This window comes from Burkholderia sp. GW821-FHT14F03, from assembly GCF_058803765.1.
The window spans coordinates 124,621-139,380 of record NZ_JBXAPG010000004.1 but is presented as its reverse complement, the minus strand read 5'-3'; the positions used below and the strand labels follow the sequence as shown (position 1 = coordinate 139,380).

At 69.2% G+C, this 14,760-nt stretch carries 10 protein-coding genes; 3 read left to right on the top strand and 7 right to left on the bottom strand.

Going from position 1 to position 14,760, the window contains the following annotated elements; all coding sequences use genetic code 11:
* Positions 1–132: 132 nt before the first annotated feature.
* Both AC1RQF_RS04385 and AC1RQF_RS04380 read right to left on the bottom strand, forming a co-directional pair.
* A complete protein-coding gene (locus tag AC1RQF_RS04385) occupies positions 133–450 on the bottom strand; it encodes a zinc ribbon domain-containing protein (protein WP_492871389.1) in 318 nt (105 codons plus the stop codon).
* A 13-nt stretch (positions 451–463) separates the two neighbouring features.
* Positions 464–3,106, bottom strand: coding sequence for a heavy metal translocating P-type ATPase (locus AC1RQF_RS04380; RefSeq protein WP_492871388.1), 2,643 nt, complete (start codon positions 3,104–3,106; stop codon positions 464–466).
* A gap of 81 nt (positions 3,107–3,187) precedes the next feature.
* On the opposite strand from AC1RQF_RS04380, the gene cadR reads away from it, so the two are divergent.
* Together cadR and AC1RQF_RS04370 are read left to right on the top strand one after the other, a co-directional pair.
* Positions 3,188–3,619, top strand: a complete 432-nt coding sequence (gene cadR / locus AC1RQF_RS04375; protein ID WP_252982026.1) for a Cd(II)/Pb(II)-responsive transcriptional regulator — start codon at positions 3,188–3,190, stop codon at positions 3,617–3,619.
* Positions 3,620–3,711: 92 nt separating this feature from the next.
* Positions 3,712–4,320, top strand: coding sequence for a helix-turn-helix transcriptional regulator (locus AC1RQF_RS04370; RefSeq protein ID WP_492871387.1), 609 nt, complete (start codon positions 3,712–3,714; stop codon positions 4,318–4,320).
* A gap of 155 nt (positions 4,321–4,475) precedes the next feature.
* Here AC1RQF_RS04370 and AC1RQF_RS04365 read toward each other — a convergent pair whose 3' ends face one another.
* From AC1RQF_RS04365 to putA, 4 genes are all read right to left on the bottom strand, one after another.
* Positions 4,476–5,279: an ABC transporter substrate-binding protein gene (locus AC1RQF_RS04365; protein ID WP_492871386.1), complete on the bottom strand. Its 804-nt coding sequence runs from the start codon at positions 5,277–5,279 to the stop codon at positions 4,476–4,478.
* A 35-nt stretch (positions 5,280–5,314) separates the two neighbouring features.
* Positions 5,315–6,469: a pyridoxal phosphate-dependent aminotransferase gene (locus AC1RQF_RS04360; protein ID WP_492871385.1), complete on the bottom strand. Its 1,155-nt coding sequence runs from the start codon at positions 6,467–6,469 to the stop codon at positions 5,315–5,317.
* 196 nt (positions 6,470–6,665) lie between these two features.
* Positions 6,666–7,805 carry a branched-chain amino acid ABC transporter substrate-binding protein gene (locus tag AC1RQF_RS04355; RefSeq protein WP_274000188.1) on the bottom strand — a complete coding sequence of 380 codons (1,140 nt, stop codon included), beginning with the start codon at positions 7,803–7,805 and terminating at the stop codon, positions 6,666–6,668.
* 85 nt (positions 7,806–7,890) lie between these two features.
* Positions 7,891–11,814, bottom strand: coding sequence for a trifunctional transcriptional regulator/proline dehydrogenase/L-glutamate gamma-semialdehyde dehydrogenase (gene putA / locus AC1RQF_RS04350; protein ID WP_492871384.1), 3,924 nt, complete (start codon positions 11,812–11,814; stop codon positions 7,891–7,893).
* Positions 11,815–12,098: 284 nt separating this feature from the next.
* Between putA and AC1RQF_RS04345 the strand changes: the two genes are divergently transcribed.
* A complete protein-coding gene (locus AC1RQF_RS04345) occupies positions 12,099–12,242 on the top strand; it encodes a hypothetical protein (RefSeq protein ID WP_274004456.1) in 144 nt (47 codons plus the stop codon).
* 7 nt (positions 12,243–12,249) lie between these two features.
* Here AC1RQF_RS04345 and AC1RQF_RS04340 read toward each other — a convergent pair whose 3' ends face one another.
* The gene (locus AC1RQF_RS04340) at positions 12,250–14,508 is read right to left on the bottom strand and encodes a primosomal protein N' (RefSeq protein ID WP_492871383.1); all 2,259 of its coding nucleotides are present in this window, start codon (positions 14,506–14,508) and stop codon (positions 12,250–12,252) included.
* Positions 14,509–14,760: the final 252 nt, after the last annotated feature.

Sequence of the window (14,760 nt, the reverse complement as noted above, 5' to 3'; positions counted from 1 at the left end):
CGAGTGAAAGCGCCGAGTGAAAGCGCCGAGTGAAAGCGCCGAGTGAAAGCGCCGAGTGAAAGCGCCGAGTGAAAGCGCCGAGTGAAAGCGCCGGAGGGCGGGCATCCGCCCGCCCTCCGGCCCGCGCCTGGTCTAGGCGACCTGCGTCCCGCACTGCTGGCAGAAGCGCGCGGCCGCATCGAGCGCCGCGCTGCATTTGCCGCACGCGGCGGGCTTCTGCGACGCGCCGCATTGCGAACAGAACTGCGCAGCCGCGCCGTTGAGCGCGCCGCAGCGCGCACAAGCCAGGTTTTGCAGCGGACCGCTGCCCGACGGCGGCGGAAAGCCACCGTTCGAATGGCCGCCCTGGTTGCCCCAGCCGTAGCCGCCGTGGCCGCCGCCGTGCCCGCGCGAAAAACCCCCGCCATGTCCGCGGCCGTGGCCGCCGGTGATCCATTTGAGCAGACTCATCTTCCGCCTCCGTTCAACGTTGTTGACGCAATAGACGCAGGCCGTTGCCGACCACGATCAGGCTCGCGCCCGCGTCCGCGAACACCGCCATCCACATCGTGCCGAGCCCCGCGATAGTGAGACCGAGGAACACCAGCTTCACCAGCAACGCGAAACCGATGTTCTGCACCAGCACGCGGTGGGTCGCGCGCGACAGGCGCACGAACGCGGGAATCTTGCGCAGGTCGTCGTCCATCAGCGCGACGTCGGCCGTCTCGATCGCCGTATCGGTGCCCATCGCGCCCATCGCGAAACCGATATCAGCGCGCGCGAGCGCCGGCGCGTCGTTGATGCCATCGCCGACCATCCCGACCGCGCCCGGCCCCGCCGCCAGCTCGTTGACCGCCGCGAGCTTGTCTTCGGGCAGCTGGTTGCCGCGCGCATCGTCGATCCCGACCTGGGCCGCGATCGCCGACGCCGTATGCGGGTTGTCGCCCGTCAGCATCGCGGTGCGGATGCCGAGCGCGTGCAGTTCAGCGACGGCCTCGCGGCTCGTCTCCTTCACCGTGTCCGCGACTGCGAACAGCCCCAGCACCCGCGCGGCGTCGATCAGCATCACGACCGTCTTGCCCTGCTTCTCGAGCGCGTCGAGCCGCTCTTCCAGCGCAGGCGAGCAACGCTTCAGCTCCTCGACGAGGCGATGGTTGCCGAGCCAGTAGGCCGTGCCGTCGATCGTGCCGCGCACGCCGCGCCCGGGGATCGCCTCGAACTCGGCCACTTCCGCGAACGCGCCGGCCGGCGCCGCGTCGCCGCGCGCCGCCGCCGCAACCGCCTGCGACACCGGGTGGTCGGAACGGCTCGCGAGACTGGCCGCCAGATGGCGCACGCGCGCCGCGTCGACATCGGCCGCGCGCAGCTCGAAATCGGTCTGCACCGGCTTGCCGTGCGTGATCGTGCCGGTCTTGTCGAGTGCCAGCCAGACCAGCTTGCGGCCTTCCTCCAGGTACACGCCGCCCTTCACGAGAATGCCGCGTCGCGCGGCCGCCGCGAGGCCGGACACGATCGTCACCGGCGTCGAGATCACCAGCGCGCACGGGCACGCGATCACGAGCAGCACCAGCGCGCGGTAGATCCAGTCGCGCCATGCGCCGTCGATCAGGAGCGGCGGCACGATCGCGACCAGCAAGGCGATCGCGAACACGACCGGCGTATAGACCCGCGCGAACTGATCGACGAAGCGCTGCGTCGGCGCCTTGGCGCCCTGCGCCTCCTCGACGGCGTGGATGATGCGCGCGAGCGTGGTGTTGCCCGCCACGGCCGTGACCCGATACTCGAACGAGCCCGATTCGTTGATGGTGCCGGCGAACACCGGATCGCCCTGGCCTTTTTCGACGGGCAGGCTTTCGCCGGTGATCGGCGCCTGGTTCACGGTCGAGCGGCCGGACACGATCTCGCCGTCGAGGCCGATGCGCTCGCCCGGCTTCACGCGCACCACCGCGCCGAGCACGACCTGCGCCGCCTCGATGGTCGCCCACGAGCCGTCGGGCTGGCGCACCGTGGCGGTGTCCGGCGCGAGCCGCATGAGCCCCTGGATCGCGTTGCGCGCGCGATCGAGCGACTTCGCCTCGATCAATTCCGCGATGGTGAACAACACCATCACCATCGCGGCCTCCGGCCATTGACCGATCACCATCGCGCCCGTCACCGCAATGCTCATCAGCGCATTGATGTTGAGGTTGCCGTTGCGGATCGCGATCCAGCCTTTCTTGTAGGTGGTGAGGCCGCAGGCAGCGACCGCCAGCACCGCGAGCCCGGCCGCGAGCCAGGTCGGCAGCCCGAACCAGGTGGCCGCCTCCGACGCGATCGCCGCGACGCCCGCCAGCGCGAGCGGCCACCACGGCTTCGCGCGCTCGGCGGGCAGCGCCGCGGGGCCGGGGCCGGCGTTGCCGGCGGCTTCCGGCGTCATGCCGAGCGAACGGATCGCGCTCGTGATCGCGGCTTCCGCGCCCGGCACGTGCTCGACCGTCAGCATGCGCTGCATCAGGTTGAATTCGAGCGTCGCCACTTCCTTCATGCCGCCGAGCTTCTTGCGGATCAGCGTTTCCTCGGTCGGGCAGTCCATCTGCATGATCCGGAACGCCGAACGCAGGTTGCCGTTCGCTGCCGCGCTGGCCCCCGGCAGCGGCGCGAGTGCGAGCGCGGCCGGCGCGCAGCAGCTGTCTGTGCCGTGGCCGTGGTCGTGGTCGTGGTCGTGCGCATGAGCGTGATCGTGGCTATGACCGCAGCTCGCGCCGTGCGTGTGCTCGTGCTCCTTTGTGCGCGGCGTATCGACACCCTCGCGAACGGATGCTTGCTCATGGTCGTGGCGGCAACCCCCGCCGTGCGCGTGATCATGCGCGTGCTCGCGCCCGTCCACGCGCGGCGTATCGACGCCCCCGCGAGCCGGTGCATGCTCGTGCTCGCGGCCATGTTCGTGGTCGTGGCCGCAGCCCGCACCGTGCGCGTGATCGTGCGTTTGCGCACGCGGCGCATCGACGCGCCCCGGCGCGCCATGAACGTGGCCGTCCTGGCCGTGTGCATGGCCGCGATGAGCGTGCCCGTGCGCGCCTGCGCACGTTTCGTCGTGGACATGTTCCGCGTCGCGGAGCCGGTCTCGCGCCTGGGTGGCTTCGGTCATTGCAACCTCCTGATTAGCTGACGGTGTACAGTTAACACCTTGAAGCCACTACAGGGTCAAGTGTTCCGTAAGGAGAGTGGAATGAAGATCGGTGAATTGGCCAAGGCTGCCCGCTGCACCCCCGAGACGATCCGTTTTTACGAGAAAGAGGGCCTGATGCCCGATGCGGAGCGGACCGATTCGAACTACCGCAACTACACGGAGACGCACGTCGAGCGCCTGCGCTTCATCCGCAATTGCCGCGCGCTCGACATGACGCACGACGAGATTCGCGCGCTGCTGCGCCTGACCGACGATCCCGCCGACCGCTGCGACTCGATCAACACGCTGCTCGACGAGCACATCGGCCACGTCGAGGCGCGCCTGACCGAGCTGCAGCACCTGAAGACGCAGCTCGCCGTGCTGCGCGAGCAATGCCAGGGCGAGCATACGGTCGAGGACTGCGGCATCGTGCATGGCCTCGCGACGATGGAAACCGTCGCGCCGCCCGCGAAGCGCACGCACGTCGGCTAAGGGCTGGCGGACAGCCGGGGCGGATGAGTTCCGGCTTGAGTTCATTCATGACTAGTCATAGAATAACTAGACATAAATGAACTATTCATATCATGTCTCGCTACTCCCCCCTGGCGCTGGCCGTGCTTGCCATGCTCACCGAAGCGCCGATGCACGCCTACCGCATCCAGCAGTTGATCAAGCTGCGCGGCAAGGACGAGGTCATCAACGTCCGGCAGCGCAACAGCCTGTACCAGACCCTCGACCGTCTGCTGCGCGACGCGCTGATCGTCGTGCACGACACCGCGCGCGACGGCGCGTTTCCCGAGCGCACCGTCTACGCGATCACCAACCTGGGCCGCGACACGGCGCGCGCATGGCTGCGCGAGCAGCTCGCGGAACCCGCGCGCGAATTCCCGTCGTTTCCGGTTGCGTTGTCGATCCTGCCGCTGCTGTCGGTCGAGGATGCGCGGCGCCAGCTCGACGCGCGCATCGGCGCGCTCGAAAGTGAACTGGCGCGCCTTGAAGCCGCGCGCAATGAAGCGCAGGCGCGGCAGATTCCACGCCTGTTCCTGCTGGATAGCGAACTGCTGGAGGCGACGCTCGAAGCCGAGCTGGGCTGGGTGCGCAGCGTCGTCGAGCATTTGAAGGTCGGCGCGCTGACCTGGAGCGAGGCATGGCTGCGGGACATCGCCGAACGCCTGTCGCAGGCGGACGCCTGAGGTGAGCGCCTGAGGTGAGCGCCTGAGGTGAGCGCCTGAGGTGAGCGCCTGAGGTAAGTGCCCGAGGTAAGTGCCCGAGGTGAGCGCCCGAGGTGAGCGTTCAAGCAAGACCGGCCTCACGATCGCGCACGGGAACCTCCCGCGCGCCCACCCGCTCACCGCACGGAAATATCGATCTCGCCGAAATACTTGCGGCCCAGCGCCGCCACGGTGCCGTCGGCCTTGAGCCGCTCGATCGCCGCGTTCAGGCGCACGCGCAGCGCGTCGTCGCCCTTGCGCAAACCGAACGCCACGCCGTTGCCGAGGATCCGCTCGTCGCGCACCGGCTCGCCGACGAACCCGAAGCCCTTGCTGTCCGGACGCGACAGGAACCCGCGCTGACCAGCCGGCGCGAGCACCAGCGTCGCGTCGAGCCGCCCGGCGACGAGGTCCGCATAGGCCTGATTCTGGTCCTGGTACGACACGACGCCCACGCCCGCCGGCGCCCAGTGCACCTTCGCGTAGGTCTCCTGGATCGAGCCCTGCAGCACGCCCACCCTGCGCCCCTTGAGCACCTCGGGTGTGGAGCCGAGCCCGCTCGACACGCGCGCGATCAAACGGGTCGGCACGTGATAGACGATCGTCGAGAAATCGATCGCCTGGCGTCGCTGCGCGGTGGCGTTCATCGACGAATTGATCGCATCGAACTTGCGCCCCTGCAGGGCCGGGATCAAGCCGTCGAACGACGTCTCGACCCATTTGCAGCTGAGCTTCGCCGCCTGGCAGACCGCATTGCCGACATCGATGTCGAAACCCTGCAGCGAACCGTCGGCCGCCTTCGATTCGAACGGCGGATACTGCGCCTCGACGCCGAAGCGCAGCGTCTGCGACGCATCGGCGGCCCACGCCACGCCGCCGCCCGCGATGCAAAGCAAGCCCAGCGCGCCGGCCAGCGCGAATCGGAAGGTCAATCGTTTCATCGAAATTCTCCTTGGCAACAGTGGAATGCGCGGCGTCACACGCCACACAGGCGCCGCGCGCCTTCGAGCAGCGTCGCGTCGTCCTTCGCGAAGCTGAGGCGGATCAAGCCCGTGTCGGTGCCGTCCGTGTAGAACGCCGACAACGGGATCGTCGCGACGCGCGCGTCGCGAATCAGCCGCTGCACGAACGCGCTGTCGGATTCGTCGGAAAAATGCCGGAAGCGCGCGAGCATGAAGAACGAGCCCTCGCTCGGCAGCAGTTCGAAGCGCGACCCGGCGAGCGCAGCGGCGAACAGGTCGCGCTTGCGCTGGTAGAACGCGCCGAGCCCGAGATACGAGGACGGCTCCGCGAGCGTCTCGGCGAACGCATGCTGCATCGGCGTATCGGCCGAGAACACCATGAACTGATGCACCTTGCGGATCTCGTCCATCAGCGCGGCGGGCGCGAGGCAATAGCCGATCCGCCAGCCGGTCACGTGATACGACTTGCCGAACGACGACACGATCACGCTGCGCGCCGCGAGCGCGGGGTCGCGCGCCATGCCGAGATGGCGCGCGCCGTCGAACACGACGTGCTCGTACACCTCGTCCGACAGAATCACGATGCCGGTGTCGCGCGTGAGCGCCGCGAGCCGCACGAGATCGTCGTCGCCGAGGATCGTCGCGGTCGGATTGTGCGGCGTGTTGAGGATCAGCATGCGCGTGCGCGGCGTGAGCGCGGCCGCGACCGCGTCCCAGTCGATCCGGAACGTCGGCACCGCGAGCTTGAGCGCGACGGGCGTCGCGCCCTGCAGGCGCACGATCGGCGCATAGCTGTCGAACGACGGCTCGAAGTAGATCACCTCGTCGCCGGGATGCACGAGCGCGCTGATCGCCGCGTAGAGCCCCTCGCTCGCGCTCGCGACCACGGTGATCTCCGTGGCCGGATCGTAGCGGGTGCCGTACAGGCGCTCGGTCTTGTCAGCGAGCGCGTCGCGCAGCGCGGCGACGCCGGCCATCGGCGCGTACTGATTGTGTCCGTCGCGCATCGCGCGGCTCGCGCGCTCGACGAGCGCCGGGTCGGGCGCGAAGTTGGGCGCCCCCTGCGACAGGTTCAGCGCATCGTATTCGGCGGCCAGCTGGCCGATCACGGTGAAGATCGTCGTGCCGACGTCGGGCAGCTTCGAACGGGGCGCGGCGGCGCTCTGCATGGCTCTCCTCCTGGTGTAGAACACGGCGGAGCGACCTGGCCGCGCGCCGTCCGTCAACGGATTGAGCCTCAGGCGCCGGATGCGGACAATCGAAAAGTTGTCATGCGGGCCATGCGCTGAGGTCATGGCCCGCACGCCGCGCGAAAAAAAGCGGCGCCCGAAGGCGCCGCCCTTGATGCCCGGATCGAATCCGCGCTTACTTGCCGCCGATGCTCTTCAGCGGCTTCCAGTCGCCGTTCTCGACCTTGTACATCGTGATGCCACCGTTCTTCAGGTCGCCCTTCGCGTCATACGCGACGTGCGTCGAGGTCACGCCCGCCATGTCGGTCTTCGCGAGGAACGGCAGGTACTTGGCCGGATCCGTCGAGTTCGCCTTCTTCATCGCGTCGAACATCGCCATCGCGCCGTCGTAGGCATACGGCGAGTAGGTCTGCACGTCTTCGCCGAAGCGCTTCTTGTACTTGTCCGCGTACGCCTTGCCGCCCGGCATTTCGGTCAGCGGCAGGCCCGCCAGCGAGGCGATCGTGCCGTTGGCCGCGTCGCCCGCGATCTTCAGGAAGGTCGGGGTCTTGACCATCTCGCCGCCCATCAGCGGCGCCGTGAGGCCGAGCGTCTTCATCTGCTTGGCCATCGGCGCGGCTTGCGAATCCGCGCCGCCGTAGTAGACGAGGTCCGGCTTCGACGACTTGATCTTGGTCAGAATCGCCTTGAAGTCGACCGCCTTGTCGTTGGTGAACTCGCGATCGATGATCGTGCCGCCCGCCGCCTTCGCCGCCTTCTCGAACTGATCGGCGAGGCCCTGGCCGTACGCGGTGCGGTCGTCGACGATCGCGATCTTCTTCATGCCGAGATCCTTCACCGCGAAGGTGCCCGCCACCGAGCCCTGCTGCGTGTCGGACGTCATCATCCGGAAGGTCGTCTTGTAGCCTTGCTGCGTGTACTCGGGCGCGGTCGCCATCGCGATCTGCGGGATGCCCGCGTTCGCGTAGATGCGCGATGCCGGGATCGTCGTGCCCGAATTGAAGTGGCCGAGCATGCCCTTGATGCCGTCGTCGACGAGCTTCTGGGCCACCGTCGTGCCGGTGCGCGGATCGGCCTGGTCGTCCTGCGTGTCGAGCACGAACTTGATGGGCTTGCCGCCGATCGTCGGCTTCGACGCGTTGATGTCGTCGATCGCGAGCGCGATGCCGTTCTGCATGTCCTTGCCGTAGTGAGCCTGGGCACCCGTCATCGGCCCTGCATAGCCAATCTTGACGTCATCTGCATGCGCCGTCCCCGCGAGCGACATGACCGCAACGAACGTCGCGCCTGCCAGCTTTTTCATCGTGTGTTGCATAGCTTCTCCTAGGTACCAGGGTAAATGGAGCGGCATCGGGTTCACCGTGCCGCTTCCGTTTGCTTGAGTCGATCAGCCAGGATGGCTAGCCGATCGTCATCAAATTTGCATTGCCGCCCGCCGCCGCGGTATTCACGCTGACCGAACGCTCGGTCAACAAGCGTTCGAGCGCGTAATCCTCATCGCCGTGCTCGAACGCACCCGCCGCCACGCCCTGCACCGACACGATCGGCCCCGGCCGTTGCGCGACCTCCTTCACCAGCGCGAGCAGCTCGTCGCTGTCGCCTTCGAACAGCACCGCGTCGAACGACGCGTCGGCCTGCTTGCGCACGCTCGCGTACGGCTTCAGCGCGGCCGGCAGCGCAGCCGCCAGCGCCTCGCCCGCCGCGCCGGCGAACAATGCGCGGTTGCCAGTCGCGAGCACCGCCGCGAACTGCGCGCGCGCGCCGCCCGGCGTCGCCGCGACGCACAGCACCGTGCCGCGCGCCCCGAGTGTATACGTGTTGCGCTCGCCCGTCGGCCCTGCGAGCACCGCGGTTGCACCCGCCGGCACGTGCGACAGGTAGCCGTCGCAACGCGCCGCGCAGGCCGGCTCGCGCTGCTCGATCAGCCAGTCGCGCAGCGCGGTCAGCGCCGCCGTCGGCTGCGCGGCCGCGCCGTCCGTCGCCGCATCCGCGACCAGCGAGGTCGCGAGCGACTTCGGCAGGCCCGCCGGCCGCGTCGCGAGCAGGCGCTGCAGGTAGAGCGCGCCGCCCGCCTTCGGACCCGTGCCCGACAGGCCCTCGCCGCCGAACGGCTGGACCCCGACCACCGCGCCGATCACGTTGCGGTTCACGTAGATGTTGCCGACGTGCGCATGCCCGATCACATGCGCGATCGTCTCGTCGATCCGCGTGTGGATCCCGAGCGTGAGGCCATAGCCCGTCGCGCGGATCTGTTCGAGCAGCTTGTCGAGCCCCGCACGGCGATAGCGTACGACGTGCAGCACCGGCCCGAACACCTCGCGCTTGAGCTCGTCGATGCTGTTGATCTCGATCAGCGTCGGCGGCACGAAGGTGCCCTGCGCGCAGTGCTCCGGCGCGGGCAGCTGGGTCACGCCGTGCCCCTTGTCCTTCATCGTCGCGATGTGCGTGTCGATCATGCGCTTCGCGTCGGCGTCGATCACCGGGCCGACGTCGGTCGACAGGCGGTCCGGGTTGCCGAGCGCCAGCTCGCGCATCGCGCCTTTCAGCATCGTCAGCGTGCGATCCGCGACATCGTCCTGCAGACACAGAACGCGCAGCGCCGAACACCGTTGACCGGCCGAGTCGAACGACGACTGCATGACGTCCGCGACCACCTGCTCGGCGAGCGCCGACGAGTCGACGATCATCGCGTTCTGGCCGCCCGTCTCCGCGATCAGCGGAATCGGCTTGCCGTCCGGGTCGAGGCGCGACGCCAGCGTCTTGTTGATCAGGCGCGCGACTTCGGTCGAGCCGGTGAACATCACCGCACGGGTGCGCGGATCGGCCACGAGCGCCGCGCCGACCGTCTCGCCGTCGCCGGGCAGCAGCTGCACCGCGCCCGCCGGCACGCCGGCCTCGCGCAACAGCCGCACGGCCTGCGCGGCGATCAGCGGGGTTTGCTCGGCCGGCTTCGCGAGCACGGTGTTGCCGGCCGCGAGCGCGGCGGCCACCTGGCCCATGAAGATCGCGAGCGGGAAATTCCACGGGCTGATGCAGACGACGGGGCCCAGCGGGCGATGCGTGTCGTTCGAGAACTCGTCGCGGATCTGCGCCGAGTAGTAGCGCAGGAAGTCGATCGCCTCGCGGATTTCCGCGACCGCGTTCGGCAGCGACTTGCCCGCCTCGCGCACGACGAGGCCCATCAGCGTGTGCATCTGCGCTTCGAGCAGGTCGGCCGCGCGCGCGAGACAGTCGGCGCGCGCGTCGACGGGCGTCGCCTGCCAGATCGGCGCGGCGGCCACGGCGTGCGCGAGCGCCGCGCCCACCTGCTCGGACGTCGCCTCGCTGACCGTGCCGACCAGGTCGCGCAGGTCGGCCGGGTTGCGCACGTCGCGCGCGGGGGCGTCGGGGAGCGCGTCGTCCGCGAGCAGCGGCGCGGCGCGCCACGGATGATGCGCGCTCGCGAGCAGCGCCGACGACAGCGACGCGAGCCGGTGTTCGTTCGACAGGTCGAGGCCCATCGAGTTGGGCCGTTCGTCGCCATACAGCTGGCGCGGCAGCGGGATCTTCGCGTGCGGCGCGCCGAGCGGCGCGAGCTTCGACGCCTCGTCGACCGGATCCGCGATCAGTTCCTTCACCGACACCGTCTTGTCGGCGATGCGGTTCACGAACGAGGTGTTCGCGCCGTTCTCGAGCAGACGACGCACCAGGTAGGCAAGCAGCGTCTCGTGGGTGCCGACGGGCGCGTACACGCGGCACGGCCGGTTCATCTTGTCGCGGCCCGTGACTTCCTCGTACAGCGGCTCGCCCATGCCGTGCAGGCACTGGAATTCATACTGGCCCGGGTAGTAGTTCTGGCCGGCCAGGTGGTAGATCGCGGACAGCGTGTGCGCGTTGTGGGTCGCGAACTGCGGATACACGGCGTCGGGCGCGCCGAGCAGCTTCTTCGCGCACGCGAGGTAGGACACGTCGGTGTAGATCTTGCGCGTGTAGACCGGATAGCCTTCGAGGCCGTCCACCTGCGCGCGCTTGATTTCGGAATCCCAATAAGCGCCCTTGACGAGCCGCACCATCAGGCGGTGACGGCTGCGGCGCGCGAGATCGACGAGGTAGTCGATCACGAACGGGCAGCGCTTCTGGTAGGCCTGCACCACGAAGCCGATGCCGTTCCAGCCGGCCAGCTCCGGGTCGAAGCACAGCGCCTCGAGCAGGTCGAGCGACAGCTCGAGGCGGTCGGCCTCCTCGGCGTCGATGTTGAGGCCGATATCGTAGCGGCGCGCCAGCAGCGCGAGCGCGCGCACCCGCGGCAGCAGCTCGCTCATCGTGCGCTCCTGCTGCGCGCGCGAATACCGCGCATGCAGCGCCGACAGCTTGATCGAGATGCCCGGGCCTTCATAGATGCCGCGGCCGCCCGCGGCCTTGCCGATCGCGTGGATCGCCTGCTCGTACGATGCGTAGTAGCGCTGCGCATCCTCCTCGGTGGTGGCCGCCTCGCCCAGCATGTCGTACGAGTAACGGAAGCCGCGCGCTTCGTACTTGCGGCTGTTCGCGAGCGCCTCCGAGATCGTCTCGCCCGTCACGAACTGCTCGCCCATCAGGCGCATCGCCATGTCGACGCCCTTGCGGATCAGCGGCTCCCCGCCCTTGCCGATCAGACGCGTGAGCGCCGACGACAGGCCCGCCTCGCTGTTGGTCGTCACGAGCTTGCCCGTGATCATCAGCCCCCAGGTCGCGGCGTTCACGAACAGCGACGGCGCGTGGCCGACGTGCGAGCGCCAGTCGCCCTTGCTGATCTTGTCGCGGATCAGCGCGTCGCGGGTCGCGCGATCGGGAATCCGCAGCAGCGCCTCCGCGAGACACATCAGCGCGACGCCTTCCTGGCTCGACAGCGAGAACTCGTGGATCAGGCCCTCGACGCCCCCGCCCGTGCTCTTCTCGCGCAGCGCCTCGACGAGCGTGCCGGCGAGCGTCTGCACGTCGGCCGCGAGGTTCGCGGGCAGGCGCGCCTGGCCCAGCAGGAACGGCACGCACTCGGGCTCGGGCCGGCGGTACGCGGCCGTGATCGCGGCGCGGAGCACCGATTGCGGCTGCACGCTCTGCGCGAACTCGAGGAACGGATGCGGCGCGCCATCCTCGTCCGACTCCGCCGGATGATCGGACAGCTCGGTAACGCCCGGATGGCCGGACAGCTCGGGCGGCAACTGGCCATGCTCGATGCGTTCGAGGTAGGCGAAGATCGCCTGCTTGATCAGCCAGTGAGGAGTGCGTTCGAGCCGCGACGCCGCGTCCTTCAGGCGCGAGCGCAGCAGGTCGTCGACTTTGACGCCTAGGGTGGTGCTTGCCATGGTTCCTTCTTGTCCGGCGCGGTGCCGGCGGGTGACGGGGGAAGATGCGCGGAATCGTAAGCCACCCAATAAAAAGGTGCAACCAAATCAAAAGATTGGTTGCACCCTTATAAAGCTATTTATTATCAATATCTTACACTCGTGCAACCGGGTCGCACCAGCCCCCTCGGCGATCGGTATTTTCCCTTATCCCTGTCAGATTTGCTGGCTACAGATTGCCGTGGATGTGGCCGTATACCCGGGTAGCATGCGGCCGCCCCTTCGCGCGGCCGCGAGGAGGCAAGATGGACGCTTGGGTAGTCATTGGAATTGTGTTGGCGGGCTGGGTGGCGGGCGTGATCATATTCGTGCGCGGCGCCTCGCCGGTCGTGGGCCAGGCCCTCGATCTCGCGCGCCTCGAACGGCGCACGCTGCGGGCGCACGAATAGCGCGGCGTCAGATGTCGAGCGGATCGACCTCGACGCCCCAGCGCAACACCCCCTTCAACGCGCGCAGCACCGGATGCCACGCGCGCAGCGTATGCTGCAGCGCCGCGCGCGACGCGCTTTCGAGCAGCAGTTGCGCGCGGTGGACATTCGCCACCTTCACGATCGTCATCGGCACGGCATCGTAGACCGTGACGCGCTCCGCGCCGGGCAAGCCGGCCAGCGCCGCGGCGGCCTGCTGCAGGAACGCCAGCGCGGCGTCGATCGTGCGCCCCTCGGCGCGCAGCAGCGCCTGATAGACGAACGGCGGCAGGTGCGCGTCGCGCCGCTCGCCGAGCGTCGCATTCGCGAACCCCACGTAATCGTGCCGCGTCAGCGCGTGATAGAGCGCGTGGCGCGGATAGCGGGTCTGGATCAGCACCTCGCCGGGCAGGCCCGCGCGGCCCGCGCGGCCGCTCACCTGCATCAGCTGCGCGAACAGCCGCTCGCTCGCACGGAAGTCGTGCGAGAACAGCGCGGTGTCGGCGTTCAGCACGCCGACCAGGGATACGCGCTGGAAATCGTGCCCCTTCGCGATCATCTGCGTGCCGACCAGGATATCGACCTCGCCCGCGTGCACGTCGGAAAACAGCGCCTGCGCGCTGCCCTTGCGGCGCGTGCTGTCAGCGTCGATGCGCAGCACCCGCGCGCCCGGCACCGCCTCCGCGAGCGTCTCCTCGACCCGCTGCGTGCCGCGCCCGAGCGGCGCGATGTCGACGTTGCCGCACTCGGGGCAATTGTGCGGAATCCGTGATTCCCAGCCGCAATGGTGGCAGCGCAGCGCGCGCTCCGGCTTGTGCAGCACCACGTAGGCGCTGCAGCGCGGGCAGCCGGCGACCCAGCCGCAGGCGTCGCACGCGAGCGCCGGTGCATAGCCGCGCCGGTTCAGGAACACCAGGCTTTGCTCGCCGCGCTCGACGCGCGCCTTCAGCGCGGCGACGAGCGGGCCGGACAGCCCGCCCTGCGAGGCGCGCCCGCGTCGCCGCTCCTCTTCGAGATCGATCAGGCGCACGCTCGGCAGCACCGCGTCGGCCACCGCGCGCCGCGACAGCGTGAGCCGCGTGTAGCGCCCCTGCTCGGCCTGCCACCAGGTTTCGAGCGACGGCGTCGCCGAGCCCAGCACGACCGGAATCGCCAGTTGCTTCGCGCGCCAGACCGCAAGATCGCGCGCCGAATAGCGCAAGCCTTCCTGCTGCTTGTACGCAGGCTCGTGCTCCTCGTCGACGACGATCAGCGCGAGCGTCGGCAGCGACGCGAGCACCGCGAGCCGCGTACCGAGCACGATGCGCGCGCGGCCGGTGTGCGCGGCGAGCCAGTGACGCGCCCGTTCGCCCTCGGCGAGGCCGCTGTGGAGCGTGACGATCGCGTCGCCCGGCAGGCTGGCCGCGAAGCGCGCGCGAAACGCGGCCTCGAACTGCGGCGTCAGGTTGATCTCGGGCACGAGCACGAGCGCCTGTGCGTCGGGCCGCGCGGACAGGAGCGCCGCGAGCGCGCGCAGATACACCTCGGTCTTGCCACTGCCCGTCACACCGTGCAGCAGGAACGGCGCGAAGCCTTGCGCGGCCGTGATCGCGTCGAGCGCCTCGGCCTGTTGATCGGTGAGTTGCGGCGGCGTCGCATCGCGCGCGTCGGCGGCCGCCGGCGCGGCGCCCGCTTGCGCCGCGCCGACCGCGATCTCGTCGCAGGCGACCCAGCCGCGCGCCTGCCATTCGTCGAGCGTCGCAACCGCCTTGGGGTGAAGCGCACGCACCTCGACGAGCGACAGCGCCACGACCGCCTCGCCGAGCGCCAGCGCGAGCCGGCGCAGCGCCCCCGCGCGCGCCGGCAGCGCGTCGGGCAGGGCCTCGCGGCCCGCCGGCAGCAGCCGGTAGCGCAGCTCGGGCGCGAGCAGCCGACCCCAGCGCCCGGCGTCGCGCAGCGCCTGCGGCAACGCCGGCAGCGCCACTTCGCCGCGGCCGCGCTGGTAATAGTCGGCGGCGAACGACACGAGGTCGAGCCAGTGCGCCGACAGCGGCGGCAGCTCCGCGCAGAGCGCCTCGACGTCCTTCACCCGCGCCGCGGGGACGTCACTGCGAGCCGTCACTTCGCAGATGAGCCCAACCGCGAGACGCCGCCCGAACGGCACCTGGACGAGCATGCCGGGCACCGGCGGCAGGTCCATGCGGTAGCGGTAGTCGAACAGCGTCTGCAGCGGATGGTCGAGCGCGACGCGGACGAAGCAATCCGTCATCGCCGCGCCGCCGACGGCGCGGGCGCCCGCGCCGCGCAAACGCCCGTCGCGGAGGCGAAGTTAAAGTAAAACATCACTTTCGGCGCTAAGTTTTGGATTCTCATTAGGAATCGCGGCCACCCGTGCAGCCTGTGGATAACTTTGTTGAGAACTTCCGTCGATCGACGCTGGAACGGCCTTGTGTCCGGCAGCCCGTCGCTTTTTCGAGATTAGGCCCGGTGGCCGCAAAGCCTTATCCCGTAAGGCTGCTAT